We start from the raw sequence: 22,448 nt of genomic DNA on the forward strand, positions 1-22,448 counted from the left end.
CGTCATTTCCCCTGCTCTCCATCGGTGTATCCGTGTACAGGAAGACGCTGCGGCACCGGCCGCTATTCCGGTCGCCCGGGGCCCGGTCAGAACTCCGTAATATCTCCCTCCGCCGCGGCAGTGACGAACAGTTCCAGCAGCGTCCGCAGGGCCTGCGACGCCGGCCGCTTCGCGGAGACGACGACGGAGAGCGGCCAGGTCAGCGAGGTTTCGGCGAGGGGGAGCGCCACGACGCCCGGGATGGTCAGCCGGGCAGTGCCGGGCAGGACCGCGACGCCGAGTCCGGCGGCGACGTAGCGCGGCACCGCCCGCAGGTCGGCGATATCGGCGGTCACCCGGCGCGAAAGCCCGCGCGCGGCGAATTCCCGGTCGACCGCCAGCCGGTTCCCGAAGCCGCGCGGGCAGTCGACGAACAGTTCGCCGTCCAGCTCCGGCAGCGTGACGGACTCTCGCGCGGCGAGCGGATGGCTGTCCGGCAGCACGGCGTAGTACGGCACGCTGGCCAGCTGCGTCGCGTCGAGACCGCCCAGTTCTGCCCGGGACAGGCCGAGAAGCGCGACGTCGAGCCGGCCGTGGCGGACGTCGTCGGCGAGGCCGGTGGAGCCGGTGAGGGACACCGTCAGGTGCAGGTCGACCAGCGGGTGCCTGCGGTGGAACGCGCCGAGCAGCACCGGCAGATCGAATGCGTTCATGCTGGTCAGCGTGCCGATCCGGAGGCTCCCGCGGAGACCGGCGGACGCCTGCTGCACCACCTCGCGGGCCCGCTCCACCGATTCCAGCGCCGCCTTCGCCTCGGGCAGGAAGAGCGCGCCCGCGGTTGACAGCGCGACCCGGCGGGTAGACCGGTCGAACAGGGTCGCGCCGAGGTCGGTCTCCAGCGCGCGGATCGTCGCCGAGACCGTGGACTGCGTGGCGAACAGCCGCTGCGCCGCCCGCGTGAAGCTCAGCTCCTCGGCGACCGCCACGAAGTACTCCAACTGCCTCGTCTCCATGTCTTAATTATCGCCAAGCACGATAACTCTGACCAGCACTTTTCGTTGGACATGATGAGTGGGGCGAGGGATCGTTGCAGAGGTAGGTTCCCGCTCGGAAGGTCGACATGGTCACCACAGCTCCGCCCGCTTCCACCGCCCCGGCCGGATGGCGCGTCAGCCACGGCTGGGGATTCCGGGTCATCGCTTTCGCGTTCGCCGCGTGCCTCGCGTTCTCCACCGTGCCCACCCCGCTGTACGCGCTTTACCAGCGGCGGGACGGGTTTCCGACGTTTCTGGTCACCGTGATCTTCGCGGCGTACGCGGTCGGCGTGATGGCCAGCCTCTACCTCGCCGGGCACGTCAGCGACTGGCTCGGCCGTCGCCGCGTGATCCTCGCTTCGACGCTCGCCGAGGCCCTGTCGGCGGTTCTGTTCCTGCTCTGGCCGGAGGTGCCCGGCCTGCTGATCGCGCGGTTCGTGTGCGGCGTGGGCATCGGCGCGCTGACGGCCACCGCCACCGCGCACCTGTCGGAGCTGCGGGCGGTGTCCCGGCCGGACCAGGACCTCGGCCGCTCCGGGCTGATCGCCACCGTGGTGAACATGGGCGGCCTCGGGCTCGGCCCGGTGGTCGGCGGCGTCTTCGCGCAGTACATCGGCGGTCCGCTGACCAGCACGTTCGTCGTGTTCCTGATCGTGCTGCTGGCAGCCGCGTTCGCGGTGTGCCTGGTGCCGGAGACCGTCGAACGGCGGGAGGAGCGTCCGGCGTACCGGCCGCAGCGGGTGTCGCTGCCCGCCGGGGCGCGGCCGGCGTTCGTCGGCGCGGCGATCGGGGTGTTCGCCGCGTTCGCGATCACCGGGCTGTTCATGTCGCTCGCGCCGACCCTTCTGGCCGAAGGGCTGCACGAGCACAACCGGATGCTCGCGGGGGTCACCGCGGGCTCGATGCTGGCCGCGGCGGCGGTGGCGCAGGTGGTCTTCGCGCCGATGGCGTCGCGGGCCCAGCTCCGCTTGGGGTACGTGCTGATGCCGCTCGGGCTGGCGGTGCTGTCGGTGGCCGCGTTGCTGCCGTCGCTGGCGCTGTTCCTGGCCGGTTCGGTGATCGCCGGGAGCGGGATGGGGCTCGGGTTCCGCGCTGCCGTCGGGACGGTGGCCGCGCTGGCCGATCCGCTGTCCCGCGGCGAGGTGCTGGCGGGGATCTTCCTGGCGGCTTACGCCGGTCTGGTGGTGCCGGTGCTGCTGGTGGGCATGACGCTGCTGTGGGTGCCGAGCCCGCTCGCGCTGGTCGGGTTCTCGGCCGCGGAGCTGGTGCTGCTGGGGTTCTCCGCGTGGCGGGTGCTGCGGACAGCTTGAGCCGGTTGCCGCTTGAGCCGCCATGGCTTCGGCGGTGCGGGCGCACCGGCGAAGCCATGGCCGCTCGGCTCAGGCGACTTCAGTGCTGCGGGTGCGGGCGGCGCGGGCGCTCCACCGGCCGTCGTGGCGGTCCACGCGGATCGGGTGGCCGAATGCCCGGCTGATGCTGGCCGTCGTCACCGCTTGCTCGATCGGGCCCGACGAAACGACCGCGCCGTCGGCGATCAGCAGCGCGTGGGTCGTCGTTTCCGGCAGTTCCTCCAGGTGGTGGGTGACCACGATGGAGGCGAGCCGGGGATGCGTGCGGGTGAGCAGGTCGATCGTTTCGAGCAACTGCTCGCGCGCCGCGACGTCCAGGCCGGTGGAGGGTTCGTCGAGCAGCAGCAGCCGGGGGTCGCTGATCAGCGCGCGGGCGATCAGGGCGCGGCCGCGTTCGCCTTGGGAGAGTGTCGGCCAGCGTTCGCCGGCCTTGCCGTCCAGGCCGAGCAGAGCGATGAGTTCGTCGGCCTGCTCGAGCTGCTCCGGGGTGGGCTGCCAGCGCGGCGGCGTGTCGATGCTCCCGGTGACGCCGGTCAGCACGACTTCCCGGATGGTGAGCGGCGAACGCAGCGGATGCCGCGGGTCGACGTGTCCGATGCTGCGGCGCAGCGCCTGGAGTTCGACGCGGCCGAGCCGTCCGCCGAGGACGTCGACGGTGCCGGTGGTCGGATGCGTGACCGCTCCGCAGAAGCCGAGGATCGTGCTTTTCCCGGCGCCGTTCGGGCCGAGCAGCGCCCAGTGTTCGCCCGCCCGCACGGTCAGGTTCACGCCGTGCAGGATTTCCTTGCCCTGCCTGCGGAACACGACGTCGGTCAGCCGCAGCACGACCTCGCTCACGAAAGTGCCTCCTTCAAGGCGGTCAGGTGCGTCCGGCTCAATTCCGCCGCCGCGGACGCGTCTTTGCCGGCGATCGCTTCGACGAGCGCCAGATGTGCGGCTTGGTCCTCCTCGGGCGCGGTGATCGGCCGGGCGCGCAGCAGGTCCGTCATCGCGCGGTGGATGCGCGGCACGAAACTGTCGAACAATTCGATCAGCACGTCGTTGTGCGCGGCGACGAGCACGGTGCGGTGGAACGCGGTGTCGGTGTCCACCAGGAGTTCCACGTCCGGGTCGCCGATCGCGCGGGCGGCGAGCGCGCGGCGGATCGCGCGCAGGTCGGTCGGCGTCCGCCGGTGCGCGGCGAGGGCGGCGGCCTCCGCTTCGATGGCGATGCGCGCCTCGATCACCGCGCCGATGGCGGAGCGGCGCAGCACCGCGTCCCAATCCTCGGCGACGTCCAGCGCGGTCACGAAAACCCCGGCGCCCTGGCGGGAATCCAGCACGCCTTTCCCCGCCAATTCGCGGATCGCTTCGCGCAGTGTCGAACGGCCGACGCCCAGTTGCGCGGCCAAAGTCGTTTCCCCGGGCAATTTGTGGCCGAGCCCCCATTCGCCGGAGCGAATGCGTTCCAGAAGGACTTCGGCGGCCTGCGCGGCGAGCGGGTGCCGGTGCACGAGAGGGGGCATCGGGAGGCTTTCTGGTCGGGCGGGGCTTCGGGAGCGAGGCTACTGCTGGACATTCTTCCGGCGCGGTGTCGAGCGTGGAGCGTCACTAGTCTACTTGTCTAAGGGGTGTGAGAATTTCTGACCCGTTCGGGTGGGTTACGGTGTTTCGAGCGCCTTATCGTGCCTCGTCCGGGTAAGGATCGGCCGCATGCGTGCCAGCAAAATGGCTGTCGCGGGCGGAGCGATCGCCGCGGCGGTGTGTGCGGTGGCGTTCGTGGCCGGTCCCGGCGCGAGCGCCGCTCCGTTGCCCGGCGGGTTGGGCCCGTGCGTCGGCGACGCCTGTCCCGACAAATACCGCCGGTCAACAACGGGCCGTTCGCGGGACGGGACAACGGCATCAACGTCTTCGCCGGCGGCGATTTCCTCGTGCGCGAAGGCGCGGCCGAGGCCGAGGGCCGGGTCGTCGTGCTCGGCAGCTTCGACCTGGCGAAGCGGGCCGGCGCGTCCTCGGTCTACAACGTCGGCATCGCGGGCGTCGGCTCGCGCGTGCCTCCGCCGGACGGCGCCGATTTCCTCACCGCCGGCAAGGACGTCACTGTCGCGCCGAACCAGCGGCTGCTCGCGGACGGCGGCGTCGTGCGGTACGGCGGGACTGTTGCCGGGACCGTGACCGGCACGCTCAAGCAGGACCCGAACGCGGCCGACCAATACAAGCAGCTTCGCCCACAGCTGCGGGAAGCCAGCACCTGCTACGGCAACTCCGCGGCGACCGGGACGGCGAAAAACCAGGGCTACCGCACGCTGTTCACCGGCGACGGGAAGTCCGCGCTGCAGGTGTTCACCGTCGACTTCGATCTCACCGGCCCCGGCGGCGGCATGCAGGGCCTGGAGTTCGCCGGCATCCCGGCGGGCGCGACGATTCTCGTGAACCTCGTCGGCGGCAGCCGGGTGATCAACACATACAGCGGCGACCTCGCCGACCGCGAGCCGATCAACCATCTGCGCGAGAAGCTGCTGTGGAACTTCCCGGACGCGTCGAAGGTGAAGATCGCCGGGCAGGCGCAGTTCCAGGGCAGCGTGCTGGTCGGCAACCCGGCCAGCGACACGACGGTCACCGCCTCGGGCACGGCCGGCCGGTTCTTCACCGCGGGCAACCTGCTGCACACGTCCGACGGCGCGGCGGGCGGGCAGGAGTTCCACGCCTATCCGTTCACCGGCGACCTGCCGGACTGCACGACCCCGGCGACCTCCACGACGCCGACCAGCGCCACGTCGACTTCCTCCACCACGACTGAGCCGACCAGCACGACCTCGTCCAGTTCGGCGACGTCCTCGACCAGCTCCACGACGTCGTCCAGCGCGACGGAATCGTCTTCCTCGACCGCGCCGACGAGTTCGTCCTCGGCAAGCAGCACGAGCCCGACGAAGTCCAGCTCGTCGTCCGAGGCCCCGGCGCCGATCACGACGACGAGCGACAACTCCGGCGGCGTCGCACCTGGAACCGGTCCGTCCGACCAGGGCCCGCTCGCCTCGACCGGCACGGATCTCCGCGGCTACCTGATCGGGGGCACTGCGTTGCTGCTCATCGGCGGCGCGCTGGTGGCGGCAGTGGCGGTTCGCCGCAAACGCTCCTGACGAAAGCCGTGAAGGACTCCTTGAGGGAATCTGATTCCCGCAAGGAGTCCTTCACGGACAGTCCGGGCTGGTCCCGAAGGCCTAGCGGGCGGCTGGCGTGCGGGAGGCGCGGTACTCGGCGGCTCGGGCCTCGTAGGAGCGGAGTTCTTCTTCCCGGTCGGGCACGTCACGCGAGGCACCGTCCGGCTGGTCGGCGAAGAATCCCCGCAACGCCTCGTTCGCGTCGGCGGCGAGCTGTCCGGTGCGGGCGAACATCGCTGTCTCGTAGCGGGCCAACGCGGCTTCGACGGTCGGCTCCTCGTGCAGTGCGTGCGCCAACTCGGCACCGTCGAGCAGTGCCAGGTTCGCGCCGTGGCCGCCGAACGGGGCCATCGCGTGCGCGGCGTCGCCGAGCACGGTGATGCCCGGGACCCGTTCCCAGGTCAGGGGAGCGGGCAGCGCGGTGAACGCGCGCGCCACGTAGTCGCCGTCGTTGTCGGTCAGCAGCGGACGCACTGTCGCGCCCCAGCCGCGGAACTCGCGCAGCAGGAACCCCCGCACCGAGGCGCGGTCAGCCAGGTCGACGCCTTCCCTCGCGGCCCAGTCCTCTTCGGCGCGGAAAGCCACGTAGCCGCGGATCACCCCGTTGCTGTTGCGCTGCACGATCACCGCCCGGCCCGCGCCGTCGGTGGTGAACAGCTGCCCGTTGCCGACCAGTGCCGCGACCTCCGGGTGCCGGGTTTCGACGTCGTCGTACCGCACGTCCAAAAAGGACACTCCAAGGTAGTCCGGCATCGCGTCGGTGAGCCGGCGGCGCACCTTCGACCAGGTGCCGTCCGCGCCGATCACGACGTCGGCGTCCACTGTGGAGCCGTGGGCGAAATGCAAGCGGTGGACGCCGTTTTCGGTGGTCAACTCGGTGAGCTTGTGTCCCCAGCGGACGGTCCCGGGCGCGAGGTGTTCGTACAGCATGGTGCGCAGTTGGCCGCGGTCGATTTCCGGGGCGGCGGTGTCGTCGTCGGTGGGGACGAACTCCTTCAGCAGGGTGCCGCGATGGTCGCGTCTGGTCATGGCTTGGCCCTCGGTGCGGGCCAGCGCGCGGAAGGCGGGCAGCAGCCCGGCGTCTTCCAAAGCGATCTGCCCGCTGTCGGCGTGCAGATCGAGCGTGCCGCCAGGATCGCGCGAATCCACGGCGGCGTCGGCGTCGTACACAGTCGCGGCGATGCCGTGTCCGTGCAGGACGTGCGCGGCGAGCAGCCCGCCCGGGCCGCCTCCGACGATGGCGATGCGTGGTGTCTCTTTCATGGTGGTCCCCTCTCGTGCCGGTGTGGTCTGGAGTCAGCATAAGTGGAACAATGCAAAATGTGCAACGGTACAATTTAGTGAGTCATTGCACTCTCGTGCTGTCGCGGCGGCCTCCAGTCCGGCGAGCCCGCTCCCGAGTGCGTACCGAAGCTGTGGGCCGCGTCGCGGCGGCGTGCAGGGCGGTGCCTGCCTGTTCCAGTCCCGGAGGGCAAGAGGGCGCCGGCGGGAGGTCGTCCAGGACCGGAGTGACGAGAGCGGGCGTTTTGTACCGGGCGGGGCCGCCAGGATGTGAAACGCCTTTGCCGCGTCCCGTTGCCGCTCTAGCTTCTGATCGGGTCAGAGGTTTTCGGATTTCCGGGTGACGAGGGGAGCCGGTGCGTGGCCACGGGCGAACTCGCGACGACGACGCTGCCGGTCGGGGCTGGCTGGCTCGGGTCCCGCATCGGCGAGCGCACGGCGCGGGGCGTGGCCGGCACGGTGTCCGGCCTGATCCGCGACGGGGAGGTGCCGCCCGGCACGCGGCTGCCCACCGTGCGGGCGCTGGCCGCGGAGCTTTCGGTCAGTCCCACGACGATCGCCGAGGCGTGGTCGCAGCTGCGGGCGGCCGGGCTGATCGGCACTGGCCGGCGGCGCGGCACGATAGTGCTGGAACCGCCTTCGAGCCCGCCGCCGGAGCGGGCGTTTTCCGGCTGGCAGACGGTCGACCTGGAACACGGCCTCCCGGATCCGGGCTTGCTGCCGCCGCTCGAGGACGCCGTCGCGGCCGGAGTCCACTCGGAACGGTTCGGCGGTCCGGTCAAGAACTCGATCACGCCGCAATTGCGCGCCGCGGTCAAGCCGACGTGGCCGTTCGCCGCCGAATCGTGGACCGTCGCGGCCGGCGGGCAGGACGGGATGGTGCTGGCCTGCCAGGCGGTCGCGCGGCCGGGCGACGTGATCGCGCTGGAAGCGCCGACCATGCCGTGGCTGCGCGAATTGCTGCGCCGGTCGCGGATCCACGTGGTGCCGGTGCGCTGCGACGAGGACGGGCCGCTGCCGTCCTCGCTGGCCGCGGCGCTGGAGCATCGTCCGGTCGCGTTTGTGTACCAGCCGCGCGCGCAGTCGCCGCTGGGTCATTCGGTTCCGGCGGACCGCCTCGCGGAACTCGCCGCGGTACTGTCCGAAGAGGACATCGCGGTGATCGAGGACGACGATTTCGGGCCGTTGGCGTCGGCTCCTTCGCTGAGCCTCGGCACGCACTTGCCCGGCCGCGTATTGCTGGTGCGGTCGTATTGCACTGCGTTCGGGCCTGAACTGCGCAGTTGCGTGATCGGCGGTTCGGCGGCGCTGGTGGAACGGGTGCGGCAGCAGCGCGGCCCGGGGTCGGTGTGGTCGAGCCGGATTCTTCAGGACGCGCAAGCGTTTCTGCTGACTGATCCCGGCAGCGGGGAATTGCTGAACCGGGCCCGGCATCGGTACGCACATCGGCGGACGGCTTTGACGGAAGCTTTGCGGGAGCACGGGATTTCGGTCCAGGCTCGGGACGGGCTGACGTTGTGGGTGCCGGTTCCGGAGGAATCGCGGACATTGATGACCTTGGCGGCCAACGGCGTTTCCGCCGGGTCGGGCACGCGTGCGGGCAATCCGGGGACTCCGCATATCCGCGTGGCGACGGGGCAGTTGCCGGACGATCCGGCTTTGGTGGCGGACCTGGCCCGGATGATCGCCCGGGCTGCCCGGCGGCCTTGATGTCTGGTGTGGACAGTGGCGGTGTGGACAGCTCTGTTGCGGGCAGCTCTGTTTTGGACAGCTCTGTTTTGGACAACGCCGCGTGGGCGTCGCTGACCGGACCCCATGCTGGGTTCGCGGAGCGGGCCGGGCAGGCCGTGCGCTACCCGGCGGATGTTTCGGTCTTTCTCGCGGTGCCGGACGAGCCGTCCGCGGACGTGTGGGACGACGTCGCCGCGCTCGCCGGTCCGGGCGCGGTGGTCCCGGTCTTTTCGCAGGCCGGACCGCCTCCGCCGGACTGGGAGCTGCTGGAGGAGAGGGCCGGGGTCCAGCTGGTGGACGCCGGGGTCGACGCCGCGTCCGCTCCGGAGGCGGTCCGGCTGACGGTGGCTGACGTGCCGGAGATGCTGGATCTGGTCGGTCGGACGAAGCCTGGCCCGTTCTTGCCCCGCACGGTTCTGCTCGGGACGTATCTCGGCATCCGGCACGAGGGGGCGCTGGTCGCGATGGCGGGGGAGCGGCTGCATCCGCCGGGCTGGACGGAGATCAGCGCGGTGTGCACGGATCCGGCTTATCGCGACCGCGGTCTCGCCGGGCGGTTGGTGCGCGCGGTGGCCGCGGGGATCCGCGACCGGGGCGAGACGCCGTTCATGCACGCGGCGGCGGCGAATGTGAACGCGATCCGGCGGTACGAGGGGATGGGGTTTCGGCTGCGGAGGAGGACATCGTTCGGCCGGGTGCGTATTCCGGACGACTGGCGGGCAGCGGCTTGAACGCGCGGGTGCCCGCGCCGGCGAGAACCGGCGCAGGCACCCGAGTCGTTTCAGGAATCACTCAACGGCAAGCCCGGCGGATTGACCTCCGCCTTCTTCACCGCTTCGTTCTCCAGCCCGTACGCGGCGAGCCATTTCGCGTACTGGCCGTGCTGGATCAGGTAATCGATCGCCGCGGCCACCGGTTTCACCAGGCTATTGTCCTTTTTGGTCGTCGCGGCGATCAGGCCTTGCAAGGCAGCCCCGGCTCCGGAGTACGTGCCCGCGCCGCGCGTCGGATTCGGGGTTTTCGCCGTGTGCGCGACGTGGTAGGCGATGCCCGGGTTCGGGGCGAAGTACGCGTCGATCCGGCCGGATGCCAGGGCCAGGTACGTGCTGTTCTTGTCGGCGAAATTGCGCACGTCGAGCTTCTTGCCCTCGGCCGCCAGCTTCCGCTGCCATTCCCGCAGGATCTTCTCCTGGTTGGTTCCGCTGTCTACGGCGACCGTTTTGCCCGCCAGCACCTCGTAGTTCCCGTCGAAGTTCCACGCGTTCGCGCGGTTGGTCTCGAAACCGAGGTTGTCCTCGCGGTAGGCGGCGAAGTCGAAGCCCTGCTGTTTGCGTTGTTCGGTCACGGTGATGTTCGAGAATCCGGCGTCGAACTGGCCGCTTTGCAGGCGTACGAACAGGTTCTGCCACGAAGCGTTCTGCACGTCCGGTTCGAGGCCCAGCACCGCGGCGACGAGACGGCCGAGGTCGGGTTCGGCTCCGGTGAGGGTGCGCTGGTCGGTGCCGACGTAGGCCAGCGGCGGGAATCCGGACGGAAGCGCGCCGACGCCGATCGTCAGCTTGCCTCGGTCGAGGAACTTCTTCGGCAGCTGCGCGCGGATCTCGGCGACGACGGGCACGGTCAGCGAAACCGGGTGCGCGTCCGCGGTGTTCGCGGCGACGGAGACCGTCTGTGAGCCGTTCGCGCTGGTCGACGCCTGGATGTTGCCGCCGCAAGCACCGACCAGGAGCGCGATCGCGGCGACGGCGGGCAGGATCTTGCGGGTTTTCATGCGTTCTCCGAGGTTGCGAGGCCGGCGACTTTCCCGAGGAAGGCTCGGGTCCGGTCCTGGCGGGGGCGGTCGAGGACGGCTGACGGCGGTCCTTCTTCGACGACGCGGCCTTCGTCGAGGAACACGACGTGGTCGGCGATCTCGCGGGCGAACCCGATCTCGTGCGTCACCACGATCATCGTCGTGCCGGACCGGGCCAGCTCGCGGATCACGGCCAGCACTTCGCCGACCAGTTCCGGGTCGAGCGCGGACGTCGGCTCGTCGAGCAGGATCAGCCGCGGTTCGAGCGCGAGCGCCCTGGCGATCGCGACGCGCTGCTGCTGACCTCCGGACAGTTGCCGCGGATACGCGCTGGCCTTGTCCTCGAGGCCAACGCGCGCGAGCAGTTCCTTCGCCCGTGTTACCGCTTCGACGCGGGGCAGCCGTTGCGTGACGAGCGGCGCTTCCACGACGTTGTCGAGGATGGTGAGATGCGGGAAAAGGTTGAAATTCTGGAACACGAACCCGATCCGGGACCGTTGCCGCAGAATGGCGCGCTCGCTCAGTTCCTTGAAACGGTCGCCGTGCACGCGCACGCCGACGAGTTCGCCGTCGATGCTGACGTAGCCGCTGTCAAGGCGTTCCAGATGGTTGACGGTCCGCAACAAGGTCGATTTCCCCGAACCGGACGGCCCCAGCACCACGGTCACCTGCCCGCTGGGCGCGGTGAGGTCGATGCCGTCGAGCACGCGGATTCCGTCGTATGTCTTGACCGCGCCGCGGATGCGGACTTCGGCGCTCATCGGGCAACCCCCAGCGCGCGCAACCGGGCGCGGAACCGCTGAAACGGCGTCGGCGGCACGGTCCGCAGCGCGCCGCGGGAGAAGAAGCGTTCGACGTAATACTGGATCACTGACAGGACGCTGGTGAGAATGATGTACCAGACCGTGCCGACGAGCAGCAGCGGAATGATTTGCCCGCTGTTCGTGCTGGCCTGGGTTTCGACTACGCCGAACAGTTCCAGCAGCGACGTGATGTAGACGACCGAAGTGCCTTTGAGCAGGCCGATCAGCTGATTCGCGTAGGCGGGCACGATGGCGCGGGTGGCCTGCGGCAGGATGATCCGCCGGTATTGCCGGGAGCGCGGAAGTCCCAGCGCGGCTGCTGCTTCGAGCTGGCCTTGGTCCACCGAGAGCACCCCGGCGCGCACGATTTCCGCGGCGTACGCGGCTTCGTTCAAGCTCAGGCCCAGCACCGCGACGACGAAGAAACTCAGCACGTCGGTGGCACTGAAGCTGATGAACGACGGACCGAACGGGATGCCGAGGCTGAGCGTCGAGTACAGCGCGGTCACGTTGGCCAGGAACAGCAACAGCACGATCAGCGGAATCGAGCGGAAGATCCACACGTAGGCCCACGAAACCGCTTGGAGCAGCGGGTTTTTCGACAGCCGCAGCAGCGCGAGCACGATGCCGCCGACGAGCCCGAACACGGCGGCCAGGCCGGTCAGCTCAAGGGTGAGCAGCAGCCCGTCGAGGATCACCGGGCGGAAGAACCAATAGCCGAAAACATCCCATTGGAAGACCGGATTGGTGATCAGCGCGTGCGCCAATTGGGCGAGCAGCACGAGCACGACCGCCGCCGCGACCCACCGGCCAGGACGGCGCAACGGGGCGACTTTCTTCGCGGCCAGCTCGCGCAACCGCGCTTCGCCGGGCGGTTCGGGACCTGCGGACGGCACCGGCACGGCGCACAGCGTGGGAGGAGAACTCACAGTGGCTCCTGGGGATCGCGAAGAGGGCGATCGCCACTGTGACCCGCGGGGTTCCCGGCTGTCGAGTGTCCTCTTGGGACTCCCACATGGTGAGCGCGGTGGTGCGGAAGGAGGTTTTGTACCGGCTTTGTTACTGACTGTCTACTGTGGACTAGCGGAGCAGGTGCCGTTCCAGGAACGGGTTCCGGAACTTCCCGGCCGGGTCCAGTTCGGCCGCCAGTTCCCGGAACTGCCGCACCCCTTGGTGATCCAGATTCAGAACCGCGCCGTGGAACAGCTTTCCCCAATGGGCGCGGACGCCGAAGGGGGCGAGCTTCTCCTCGATCAACGGCAGTACCGCTTCCACCTCCGGCTGCCGCTGCTGCCAGGTGAAATGGATCGCCACCCGGTCGCCGTCGTATGCCGGGCTGAGCCAGTGTTCGTCCCCGGCGACGGTGCGGATTTCCGACACCACCAGCAGCGGCGCGATCCGGTTGCCGATGCTGCGCAACGCCTCGAACGCCGCGGCCGCGTGTGCGCGCGGCACGAAGTACTCGCTCTGCAATTCCGCTCCGACGCTCGGCGCGAAGTCCAGGCGGAAATGCGGCAGCCGGGCGTACCACGGTCCGGGAACTCCGCCTTGCACCGTGGTGTTTTCCGCCGAAATGCCCGCTGCGTGCGCGGGGTGGCGCGGACCGTCGGCGGGAAGGGCGCCGAACAGCGCATCGGGGATCTCCGCCGGGACGCGGTTCTTGAGCAAGACCTGGTCGACCACGTCGCGCGCCCAGTTCGTGAACAGGCTGACGCTGTAGCCCGCCGCCTGGATTTCGTCGAAGTGCGCCAAGGCCGCGGACCACGGGAGAGCGTCGAAGACGTCTTGGCGGGCCGAGAAGGTCGGCTCGAGGTCGAGGGTGAGCCGGGTGAGGACGCCGAGCGCGCCGACGTTCACCACCACTCCGGGGAACTCGGCGTCGGTACGGGAGAAGGTGCGCAGGGAGCCGTCGGCGGTGAGAAGTTCGACCGCGGACACCGCTGCGGCCAGGCCGGGCAGCCGCTGTCCGGAGCCGTGGGTGCCGGTCGCGACGCTGCCGGCGACGCTGATGTGGGGGAGGGATGCCAGGTTGGCCAGGGCGTACCCGGCCTCGTGCAGCTGCGCGACCACGTCGCCGTAGCGGGTCGCGCCGCCGATGGCGACCTTCGCGGCCCCGATTTCCGGTGTGCGGTTGACGGCGGAGAGGTCGAGCTGGAGACCGTCCGGGCTGTCGGCGACGGTGTTGAAGCTGTGCCGGCTGCCGAGGGCCTTGACCCGGGTCGCGTGCGCGACGAGCTCCTGCGCCTCGGCGAGGGTGCGCGGGGCGACGATCTCGCGTGCGCCGTAGGTGAGATTGCCTGCCCAGTTTTCGATCACGAGAGCCAAGCCTAACCGGCCCCGGCGCGGCAGACTGGGGACAGGCTGAGGCGAGGAGACCCGACATGCATTCCGCTGGACTCGTGCTGCACCCGCGCCGCGATTCGAAAGCCGCGGTCGACGCGGTGCTGGGCTGGGCCTCCGGGCGCGGGATCGAGATCCTCGGCATCGTCGACGAGATCGCCAGGGTCGATTGTTCGGCGACCGGCGTCCAGCCCGGTGAGCTGGGGAAACGGTCGGATCTGCTGGTCAGCCTCGGCGGCGACGGCACCATGCTGCGCGCGATGCGGCTCGCCGACGGGCAGCACGCGCCGGTGCTCGGCGTCAATCTCGGGAAGCTCGGTTTCCTCGCCGAGGTCGACGTGCCCGACCTGCCGCTCGCGCTGTCCGCGATCGACCGCGAGGAGTTCACCGTCGAGCCCCGGCTGGCGGTGGACGCGCGGTTCGGCGGCCGGATCGAGACGGCGTTCAACGACGTCGCGGTGGTGCGCGTGCCCGGCGACGGAAGCGCGGTGGTCGCGGTGCTGGTGAACGGTGAACAGTTCGTGAGCTACGCCGCCGACGCGGTCGTGGTCGCGACGCCGACCGGCTCGACCGCGTACAGCTTCTCCGCCGGAGGGCCGATCACAAGCCCCGCCGTGGAAGCGCTGCTGGTCACGCCTGCCGCGCCGCATTCGGCGTACAGCCGCGGCGTGGTGTTGTCGGTGCAGGACACCGTGACACTGGAGGTGCTGCCGTCGAGCGGGCGGCTGGCGGTGGAGGTCGACGGGCAGGTCGCGGGTTACGTGGGGCCTGGCGAAAAGGTCGACCTGCACGCCCGCCCCGGTGCGGCCCGCGTGGTCCGGCTCGGCATGACGACGTTCTACCAGCGCGCCCGGCGCAAGCTGCGGCTCAGCGATTCGGCGGAGATTCCGCTGTCCTGAGCAGGCCGCCCGTTCCCCTGGTAATCGCGCGCTGACCTGCGGTGGTCCCGCTCGGGCTGTGCCCGCTGTCACTTGTCGGTGACATTGCCGTGTCCTATTCGTAATGTCGTGGCGGCTTGGCGGACCCGAACGAGGAGATGGTGGTGCGAGGTGTCCGGTAGACATCGGGACGGATCGAAGTCGTGGCGGCTGCCGGCCGCGGCGGGCGTGCTGGCCGTCGGCGCGCTGGCGGCACCGGTGTGGCTGACCGCGGGCGGGGCGGAACCGGAGCAGGTCCCGGCCGCCGCCGCGGAGATGCACGCGTTCAGCGCGCCACGGCGGGCGAGCAGCGTTCCGTCGACGACCTTGACGCCGCCCACGACGTCTTCCAGCGCTGCTTCCGCGACGACGTCCTCGCCCTCACCGACGAGCACAACGACCTCCCACAGTTCGGAAGCCCCGTCGGCGAATGCGTGTTCGTCCACTTTGGCCGGTACGCAGCCCGCGGTGGCCCAGGCGGGCAATTTCCTCAAGGAGAAGTTCTCGGTGGATTCGGTCGGCGGCCGGGCCGGGCGGTCCGGGGCGAGCGACCATCCGGCCGGTCTCGCGCTGGACTTCATGGTCGACACGAAGACCGGAAACGCTTTGGCCGCTTACGTTCTCGCGCATCAGCACGAGCTCGGCGCGAAGTACGTGATCTGGCAGCAGCGCTACAACGACGGCAGCGGCTGGTCGGCGATGGAGGACCGCGGCGGCGAGACCGCGAACCATGACGACCACGTCCACGTTTCGTTCGAGCGCGGCGCGAAGGTTTCGGTCACCTGCTGACACCCGACTTTCGGAGGTGGGCCGGATTCGTCCGGAAGGGCACACTGTGCGCTGCCGAATGGTCACCCTCCGCACGGGTGGTCTTCCTTCGCTGCGTGAGGAGCTCCGATGGCGGGCAGGTTCTCGATCCGGCTCACTCTCAGCGTCGTCGGGGTGCTGGCCGCGCTCGGCGGCACCACGACGGCCGCAGCCGCCGCCGCGCCGGACGACCCGGTGTCGTGGCGCGTACCTGCTGGTCCCGCTGAGGCGGCCTCGTTGGCGCGCGCCGGGTTCGACGTCGCCGGGACCAGCCCGGGCGTGGCCTACGTGATCGGGAACCAGGCAGTGGCCGGGCAGTTGCGGAACCGGGGTTACGCGCCGGAATTCTTCGACACTGTCTACAAAGGAGTAACGACGCGCGCCGCGGGCGACACGTTCTACGGCGGCTATCGCACTGTTGCCGCTCAGGAAGCGCACCTCGCGAAAGTCGCGGCGGCGCATCCGGACCTCGCGACCGAGTACACGCTCGGGCAGTCGTGGCGGAAGGCCCAGGGCAAGGGCGGCCATGACCTCAAGGCGATCTGCCTGACGAAGAAACAGGACGGCGACTGCACGCTGTCGACGAACTCCCCGAAGCCGAAATTCGTGCTGATGGCGCAGATCCACGCCAGGGAAATCTCGACCGGGGAACTCGCCTGGCGCTGGATCGACTACCTCGCCGACGGGTACGGCAGCGACGCGACCGCGAAGTCCATTTTGGACACCACCGAGGTGTGGGTGGTGCCGATCTCGAACCCGGACGGCGTCGACATCGTCGCGTCCGGCGGGAATTCGCCGAAACTGCAGCGCAAGAACGCGAACACCAGCCGGGGCAATTGCGGCGGGACGAACATCGGCATCGACCTGAACCGCAACTCGTCCTTCCACTGGGGTGCGGACTCGAACTCGCCGTGCGCGGAGACGTATCAGGGCACGGGCGCCGCGTCGGAACCGGAAGTCCAGGCGCTGGAGAAATTCTTCCGCGCGATCTACCCGCAGCAGCGCGGCAGCGACGACAACGACCCGGCTCCCGACACCGCGCGCGGCACGATGATCACATTGCACAGCTACGGGGACGACATCATCGTTCCGTGGGGCTTCACCGCCGACCCCGCGCCGAATGACGCCGCGTTGCGCAAGCTCGGTGCGAAGTTCAGTGCTTCGAACGGGTACCTGGTAGGGACCAACGAGGAGACCGTCGGCTACTCGACGAGCGGCACGACGGACGACTTCACGTACGGCGCGCTGGGGGTCGCCAGCTACACCTTCGAGGTCGGCGCACAGAGCGGCAGCTGCGGCGGGTTCTTGCCGCGGTATTCGTGCGTGGACAGCACGTTCTGGCCGAAAAACAAGGGCGCGCTGATCACCGCAGCCCAATCAGCGGCGGCTCCTTATCGGCAGTGAGGCGGCGCGCCCGGCGTTGCTGGAGGACCGGGGTTGCTGCGCGCGCGTGACTGGTCTTCGCCGTGTCGGCGGCTCCGGTTCCCCGGCCAATCTGGCTCCGAGTACCCCGCCGCGAAGATTCTCAACCGTCGATCGCCGAGGTGTCAGGGAGGCGGGCGGATCGCGGCTCCGGGAGGCATAGTTCCGGCGCGGACCGGGAATCTCGTCGCGCATGAGGATTCTCAACGTGCGTGTTCCGGGGCCGTTGTCGACCGCTGGTGCTGTCCTGGGGATGGTCCGCGGGGCGGCGGGCCTGGTTCTCGGGCCGGGGCGGCGCCGGACGTGGTCGTGTCCCGGCAGGTTGCACATCGAGGCCCACGGAGTGCACGCGGCGGGCGGACAGCTGGTCGCGCGGCGGATCGAGCGGGAGCTGGAGAAGGAACCGGGGGTGCGCTGGGCGCGGGTCAACGCGCCGTCCTCCCGGGTGATCGTCGAGGTGGAGGACCCGGCGCCGGAGCCGGCCGCCCTCGTCGCCGTCGTCGAGCGGGCCGAGAAGATGCCGGAGGAGGCCGAGGAACAGGCGGCCGAGGAGGAATTGCACCATCCGGCCGACGGGGTGCGCGGCACCCGGCTGCTGCCCACGCTGGCCGGGCACGCGGCGGGGCTGGGGTTGTCCGCGATCACCAAGGTGCTGCCGTGGGCGCCGTTGCCGGACGAAATAGCCGCGCTGCCCACCGTGATCGATCTGCACCCGAAGCTGCGGGCCCTCGCCGCCACCCGGTCGGGCAGCCACGAGCGGGCGGATTCCGCGACGTCGATCGCCGCGGCGCTCGGGCAGGGGCTCGCGTCCGGCGGCGGCGAGGGCACGATGCTCGACGCCGCTCAGCGGATCGAACAGTGGCGGGAGGCCCGGGCGCACGAAAAGGCTTGGTGTGAAAGCGAAAACAAGCTGATCACCGGGCCGGACGACGCGGCCGCGGACCCGGTCGCGGTCGAGCGGCCGTGCCCGGTCCCGGACGGCAGCGTGGAAAGCTACGAACGGAAGGTGCTCGCGGCCGGGGCGGCGGCCGCCGCGGTCATGGCGCCGTTCGGGCCGCGGCGTGCGGCCGGCGTCGGGTTCGCTGCTCTGCCGAAGGCCGCGGAGGCCGGTCGTGCGGCGTTCGGCGCGCATCTCGGACGGGTGCTGGCGAAACGCGGCGCGCTCATGATGGATCGGGCGGCACTGCGCCAAATCGGCGAGGCGGACGTCGTGGTGCTCGACGAAGAGGCTCTGGACACCGGGCGGATGGTCCCCGACGAACTGGTCCTGATCGGGGAGGACCACGGCGCGGCCGAGCGGATCTGGGGATTGTTCGACCCGAAACAGCCGCGTGCGGACCAGCGCGCCGACGGATGGCGGCTCGCTCCGGTCCGGGAGCTGGACGTGGGCGAGCAGGGCAAGGCGGAACGGGAAAAACTCGCGAACGAAAGCGCGTTGCTGGGCCTGATGAACGGTGACCGGCTGGAGGCGGTCCTCGGGTTGCGCCGGGAGACGCCGCCGGGCGTGACCGCACTCGTCTCGGCCGCGCGTCGCGCTGGGTTGCCGGTGGTCGCCGCCGACGGCGAGGAGCCCTCGTTCCCGGCCGACCGGACCGTGCCGGGCGGCGCGCGGCTCGCCGCCTCAGTGCGGGAACTGCAGTGCGACGGGCACGTGGTCCTGCTGATCTCGGCCGACCGCCGCGCGCTCGGCGCCGCCGATTGCGGTATCGGGGTGCACCAGGGCGGGGAACCGCCGCCGTGGGGCGCGCACGTGCTCGTCGGCGACGACCTGACGAGCGCCGGTCTGCTGGTCGAGGCGGTGGCGGTGGCCCGGCAGGTCAACCAGGAGAGCATCCGGCTCGCCGCTGGGGCGACCGCGGTCGGGGCCGTCGCGGCGCTGCAGCCGGGCCGGAAGAGTCCGACGGCGCGGAGCCGGCGCGCAGTGGACGGCGGCGCGGCCATCGCGGTCGCGAACGCGCATCGGCGTGCGCGCGGGCTTCGTGCTCCGGCGATGGGCGTGACAGCAGTGCCGTGGCATCTCATGCCCGCCGACATCGTGCTCGACCAGTTGAACAGCGATCACGGCGGACTGTCCGAGAAGGAAGCCGCCAGTCGCGTTCGCGGGGGAGAGGCCGCGGCCGGGAGCACGAGCCTGGCCAGCGCGTTCCTGGCCGAACTAGAGAATCCGCTCACGCCGGTCCTTCTGGGCGGGGCGGCGCTTTCGGCCTCGGTCGGCTCGCCGGTCGACGCGGCGCTGGTGGCCGGTGTCACGGCGCTGTCCGCCTTCATCGGCAGCGTCCAGCAGGTCCGCACCGAACGGGAGCTTTCGGAACTGCTGAGCAAGTCCGCCGTCACGGCCGTCGTCGTGCGCGACGGGACGGAACGCACGGTGGAAGCGGGCGAACTCGTGCCCGGCGACGTGGTCGCGCTCGACGCCGGCGACGTGGTGCCCGCTGACTGCCGGCTGTTGTCGGCGAGCGGACTGGAAATGGACGAATCGTCGCTGACCGGAGAATCCCTGCCGGTGGAAAAGGATCCTGCCCCGGTGGTGGCAGCCGATATTGCTGATCGCACGTCGATGCTGTTCGAGGGCACCACTGTCGCGGCCGGGCAGGCAAAGGCGGTCGTCGTCGCGACCGGGGACGACACGGAAGCGGGCCGAAGCATGGCGCTCGCCCGCGAGAACGCGCCGACCACCGGCGTGGACGCGCGGCTGGCCGAACTCACGCGGAACGCGATGCCGCTGGCGCTGGGGTCGGCGGTGGCGGTCGCCGGTGCCGGGCTCCTGCGCGGAGTTCCCTTGCGGCAGAGCATGTCGGCGGCGGTCAACCTCGCCGTGGCGTCCGTGCCGGAAGGGTTGCCGTTCCTGGTGAACGCGGCTCAGCTGGCCGCCGCGCGACGGCTCGCCGAGCACAATGCGCTGGTGCGCAACCCGCGCAGCATCGAAGCGCTCGGCCGGGTGGACGTGCTGTGCTTCGACAAAACCGGCACGCTCACCGAGGGAAAGCTGACGGTCAACGAAATCGACGACGGCAAGGAGCGTCGTCGCGTGCCCGACCTGACCGACAGCCTGCGCGCGGTGCTGGCGGTCGCGGTCCGGGCGACCCCGCACGCGGACGACCCGTCCGAACTGCCGCACGCGACCGACCGCGCGGTGCTGGAGTCCGCCGAGCACGCGGAGCGCACCAACTGGGAACCGCTGGATTCGGTGCCGTTCGAACCCTCGCGCGGCTACCACGCAGTGCTCGGCCGCACTGACAGCGGAAACCGGGTCAGCGTCAAAGGCGCGCCGGAAGCGGTGCTGCCCCAATGCCGGATGGAATCCTCGGAGCGCAAGAATCTGGTGCGGCGGATGAAAAAGCTCGCGTCCGCCGGGCAGCGCGTGCTCGCTGTCGCCGAACGTCCGCTGGACAAGTCCACAATGGACGATGACGCGGTGCGGGGCCTGGAATTCCGGGGTTTCGTGGCCATCGCGGATCCGGTGCGCGGCAGCGCGGCTCCCGCGGCGGAGGAACTGCGGGCGGCCGGAGTGCAGATCGTGATGATCACCGGCGACCACCCGGACACCGGCGAGGCGATCGCCGGGGAGGTCGCGGAGGACGGGGCCGACCTGACCGTGGTGACCGGTGCGCACCTGGACGAACTGGACGACGACGAGCTGGCCGAGACGCTGCGCGACGTCGACGTGATCGCCCGGTGCAGTCCGGCGCAGAAAGTGCGGGTCATCAAGGCTTATCAGCGGCTCGGGCGGACCGTGGCGATGACCGGCGACGGCGCGAACGACGCGCCCGCGATCCGGCTGGCCGACGTCGGGATCGCGCTCGGCGAGCACGGCGCCCCCGCCGCGAAGGCCGCCGCCGACCTGGTGGTGACCGACGACCGGCTCGAGACGATCATCGCCGCGCTGGTCGAGGGCCGCGCGATGTGGGCGTCGGTGCGCGAAGCGCTGGCCGTCCTGCTGGGCGGGAACCTGGGCGAAATCGCGTTCAGCGTCCTGGGCTCGGCGATCACCGGCCGGTCGCCGCTGACCGCGCGGCAGTTGTTGCTGGTCAATCTGCTCACCGATCTGGCTCCGGCGCTGGCGATCGCGCTGCGCCGCCCGGACGGCGAGGCGGACCTGCTCAGCGAAGGCCCGGAGACCTCGCTCGGCTCGGCGCTGCGCAGGCAGATCGGCTTGCGTGCTGGCACGACCACTCTCGGCGCGACGACGGCGTGGACCCTGGCGCGGTTCACCGGCCGTCGCCGCCGCGCGAGCACCGTCGCGCTGGCTGGGCTGGTCGGTACGCAGCTGGCCCAGACGCTCCTGAGCGGAGGTGCGAACCGGACGATTCTGGCCGCATCGCTGGGTTCGGCGGCGGTGCTGGCGCTGGTGATCCAGACGCCGGGGGTGAGCGGATTCTTCGGCTGTACCCCGCTGGGTCCGGTCGGCTGGACGATTGCGCTGGGCTCGGCAGCGTCGTCTTCGGTGCTGGGCGCGTTGGTCGAACGGCAATGGGACCGGGCGGACTGAGCGGAATCCGGACAGCAACGCCAGTCAGGGACGGAAATCGCCGCACGCCGGGCAAATCGCGGGAAGCCGAGCGTGCGGCGATCAGTCCTCAGTGGACGGTCAGCGGGACGTCGTTCGGCGGTGGCAGGGTGCCGCCGCCGCGGAGCAGGATCGGCCCGACCGGCGCGGGTTTGGCGACCGGCGGCGGGGGCACCGGCGTTGGCGTGGGGGTGGGTTTCGGCGGCGCGGGCTGGGTGATCGCGGTGCCGTGCGCCGGCGGCGGGGGATTCAGCTTGGCGCTGCCGGAGACGTCGACGAGGTCGGCCAGGCCGTGGTCGTCGTCGACGCGGGGCACGCCGAGTTTCGGCAGGCCCAGCAGGTCCAGCACGGTCTTCGGGATGCTCGGATGCCACGACCAGCGGTGGTCGATGCCCGGCCGGACCCGGCCGCCGAACATCAGCAGCGGCACGCGCGGGCCGTAGGCGAGCTGGACGCCGTCCGGGGTGATCTCGACGTTCGGCGTGGCCACGTGGTCGTCGTAGCCGCCCCAGTCGTCCCAGGTCAGCAGGAAGACCGTCGAGTTCCAGAGACCGGCTTGCACGATCGCGTCGACGACCTGCCACACCTTGTCCTCGCCCTGGCTCACGTTCGCGGGCGGGTGCTCGTCATACGGCGAGTCGTGCCAGACCATGGACAGCGCCGGCAGCGCGCCCGCCTTGGCGTCGGCGATGATCTGATCGGACCGCACGATGTTCGGCGACCCCTTGAGCTGCTGGTAGAACTCGACCGGATAGCCGCTGGTTCCGGTGTAGGCCTTCCAGCTCACGCCGTGGTCGCCGGCGAGTCCGGGCAGCGACGGCAGGTCCCACACCGGCTGGGGTTTGCTGCTGGGCGGGTTGCGCAGCGTGGGGGTCTGGCCGCCGACGATGAGCAGATGGTTCGGCGTCGAGTTGGTGCCGTAGCCGGCGCAGTGGTTCTCGACGAACGCGCCGCTCGCCGCGAGCCAGGCGTAGAACGGCAGATCGGCGACGGTGTCGAACTGGACGTGCGCGCCGGTGCTTTGCTTCGTCAGCCAGCGGTAGTAGGCCTTGCGGTCGTGCGGCTGGTCCGACGCGGGCGGATTGGGCGAGGTCGGCCAGCCGGTCGCGACGTTCGCGCCGAACGCCGCCATGGACCGGAAATAGTTGTCGGTGGTGTGGTTCTCCTGGACCAGGACGACGACGTGCTCGACCGGGCTGGCGGCCATGGCATCCCTTTCGGCGTGCGGCTGGGCCCGGCCGGGTTCTCCGGCGGGCCGGTTCCGCTGCATGATCGCCCGTCGCGGGCGCCGCGGCCACCCGAAACCCCGATCAGACCAACGGATCCCGTTGTGCCGCCCGGGTTAT

18 protein-coding genes are annotated in these 22,448 nt (G+C 70.5%); 8 read left to right on the forward strand and 10 right to left on the reverse strand.

The window, feature by feature from the left end; translation table 11 throughout:
- Positions 1–86: 86 nt before the first annotated feature.
- Positions 87–992, reverse strand: coding sequence for a LysR family transcriptional regulator (locus H5411_RS26790; protein WP_101438929.1), 906 nt, complete (start codon positions 990–992; stop codon positions 87–89).
- Between the two features lie 107 nt (positions 993–1,099).
- Between H5411_RS26790 and H5411_RS26795 the strand changes: the two genes are divergently transcribed.
- Positions 1,100–2,323 (forward strand): MFS transporter, encoded by a 1,224-nt coding sequence (locus H5411_RS26795; RefSeq protein ID WP_101438930.1) that lies wholly within the window; start codon positions 1,100–1,102, stop codon positions 2,321–2,323.
- Between the two features lie 69 nt (positions 2,324–2,392).
- Here the strand turns inward: H5411_RS26795 and H5411_RS26800 are convergent, their stop codons facing one another.
- A complete protein-coding gene (locus H5411_RS26800) occupies positions 2,393–3,199 on the reverse strand; it encodes an ABC transporter ATP-binding protein (protein ID WP_101438931.1) in 807 nt (268 codons plus the stop codon).
- Positions 3,196–3,867: a FadR/GntR family transcriptional regulator gene (locus H5411_RS26805; RefSeq protein ID WP_101438932.1), complete on the reverse strand. Its 672-nt coding sequence runs from the start codon at positions 3,865–3,867 to the stop codon at positions 3,196–3,198. Before H5411_RS26805 ends, H5411_RS26800 begins: the two co-directional genes overlap by 4 nt.
- 303 nt (positions 3,868–4,170) lie before the next feature.
- On the opposite strand from H5411_RS26805, the gene H5411_RS26810 reads away from it, so the two are divergent.
- Complete coding sequence (locus H5411_RS26810) at positions 4,171–5,481, forward strand: choice-of-anchor A family protein (RefSeq protein ID WP_312878622.1); 1,311 nt, start codon at positions 4,171–4,173, stop codon at positions 5,479–5,481.
- Between the two features lie 81 nt (positions 5,482–5,562).
- On the opposite strand, the gene H5411_RS26815 is transcribed toward H5411_RS26810, so the two are convergent.
- A complete protein-coding gene (locus H5411_RS26815; protein WP_101438933.1) occupies positions 5,563–6,765 on the reverse strand; it encodes an FAD-dependent oxidoreductase in 1,203 nt (400 codons plus the stop codon).
- 378 nt (positions 6,766–7,143) lie between these two features.
- Between H5411_RS26815 and H5411_RS26820 the strand changes: the two genes are divergently transcribed.
- On the forward strand, positions 7,144–8,493 hold the full coding sequence (locus H5411_RS26820) for an aminotransferase class I/II-fold pyridoxal phosphate-dependent enzyme (RefSeq protein WP_101438934.1): 1,350 nt from the start codon (positions 7,144–7,146) through the stop codon (positions 8,491–8,493).
- Positions 8,494–8,516: 23 nt separating this feature from the next.
- Positions 8,517–9,245, forward strand: coding sequence for a GNAT family N-acetyltransferase (locus H5411_RS26825; protein ID WP_312878623.1), 729 nt, complete (start codon positions 8,517–8,519; stop codon positions 9,243–9,245).
- 50 nt (positions 9,246–9,295) lie between these two features.
- On the opposite strand, the gene H5411_RS26830 is transcribed toward H5411_RS26825, so the two are convergent.
- The 4 genes from H5411_RS26830 to H5411_RS26845 all read right to left on the reverse strand — a co-directional run bounded on the left by H5411_RS26830 (position 9,296) and on the right by H5411_RS26845 (position 13,425).
- A complete protein-coding gene (locus H5411_RS26830) occupies positions 9,296–10,285 on the reverse strand; it encodes a transporter substrate-binding domain-containing protein (protein ID WP_183125404.1) in 990 nt (329 codons plus the stop codon).
- Positions 10,282–11,067 (reverse strand): amino acid ABC transporter ATP-binding protein, encoded by a 786-nt coding sequence (locus tag H5411_RS26835; protein WP_183125405.1) that lies wholly within the window; start codon positions 11,065–11,067, stop codon positions 10,282–10,284. Before H5411_RS26835 ends, H5411_RS26830 begins: the two co-directional genes overlap by 4 nt.
- A complete protein-coding gene (locus tag H5411_RS26840) occupies positions 11,064–12,038 on the reverse strand; it encodes an amino acid ABC transporter permease (protein ID WP_183125406.1) in 975 nt (324 codons plus the stop codon). The genes H5411_RS26835 and H5411_RS26840 overlap by 4 nt, the downstream gene beginning before the upstream one ends.
- 151 nt (positions 12,039–12,189) lie before the next feature.
- Positions 12,190–13,425, reverse strand: a complete 1,236-nt coding sequence (locus H5411_RS26845) for an FAD-binding protein (protein WP_183125407.1) — start codon at positions 13,423–13,425, stop codon at positions 12,190–12,192.
- A 65-nt stretch (positions 13,426–13,490) separates the two neighbouring features.
- Here H5411_RS26845 and H5411_RS26850 point away from each other — a divergent pair, with 65 nt between their 5' ends.
- Positions 13,491–14,348 carry an NAD(+)/NADH kinase gene (locus H5411_RS26850; RefSeq protein ID WP_101438940.1) on the forward strand — a complete coding sequence of 286 codons (858 nt, stop codon included), beginning with the start codon at positions 13,491–13,493 and terminating at the stop codon, positions 14,346–14,348.
- A gap of 68 nt (positions 14,349–14,416) precedes the next feature.
- Here H5411_RS26850 and H5411_RS49040 read toward each other — a convergent pair whose 3' ends face one another.
- The gene (locus H5411_RS49040) at positions 14,417–14,812 is read right to left on the reverse strand and encodes a hypothetical protein (protein ID WP_312878624.1); all 396 of its coding nucleotides are present in this window, start codon (positions 14,810–14,812) and stop codon (positions 14,417–14,419) included.
- A gap of 22 nt (positions 14,813–14,834) precedes the next feature.
- Here H5411_RS49040 and H5411_RS49045 point away from each other — a divergent pair, with 22 nt between their 5' ends.
- The 3 genes from H5411_RS49045 to H5411_RS26865 all read left to right on the forward strand — a co-directional run bounded on the left by H5411_RS49045 (position 14,835) and on the right by H5411_RS26865 (position 21,084).
- Positions 14,835–15,155, forward strand: coding sequence for a hypothetical protein (locus H5411_RS49045; RefSeq protein WP_312878625.1), 321 nt, complete (start codon positions 14,835–14,837; stop codon positions 15,153–15,155).
- 108 nt (positions 15,156–15,263) lie between these two features.
- Positions 15,264–16,577: a M14 family zinc carboxypeptidase gene (locus tag H5411_RS26860; RefSeq protein WP_183125408.1), complete on the forward strand. Its 1,314-nt coding sequence runs from the start codon at positions 15,264–15,266 to the stop codon at positions 16,575–16,577.
- A 211-nt stretch (positions 16,578–16,788) separates the two neighbouring features.
- Positions 16,789–21,084, forward strand: coding sequence for an HAD-IC family P-type ATPase (locus tag H5411_RS26865; RefSeq protein ID WP_183125409.1), 4,296 nt, complete (start codon positions 16,789–16,791; stop codon positions 21,082–21,084).
- Between the two features lie 88 nt (positions 21,085–21,172).
- Here the strand turns inward: H5411_RS26865 and H5411_RS26870 are convergent, their stop codons facing one another.
- Positions 21,173–22,309: an alkaline phosphatase family protein gene (locus H5411_RS26870; protein WP_183125410.1), complete on the reverse strand. Its 1,137-nt coding sequence runs from the start codon at positions 22,307–22,309 to the stop codon at positions 21,173–21,175.
- Between the last annotated feature and the right edge of the window lie 139 nt (positions 22,310–22,448).

This window comes from Amycolatopsis echigonensis, assembly GCF_014174495.1.
GTDB lineage: Bacteria > Actinomycetota > Actinomycetes > Mycobacteriales > Pseudonocardiaceae > Amycolatopsis > Amycolatopsis echigonensis.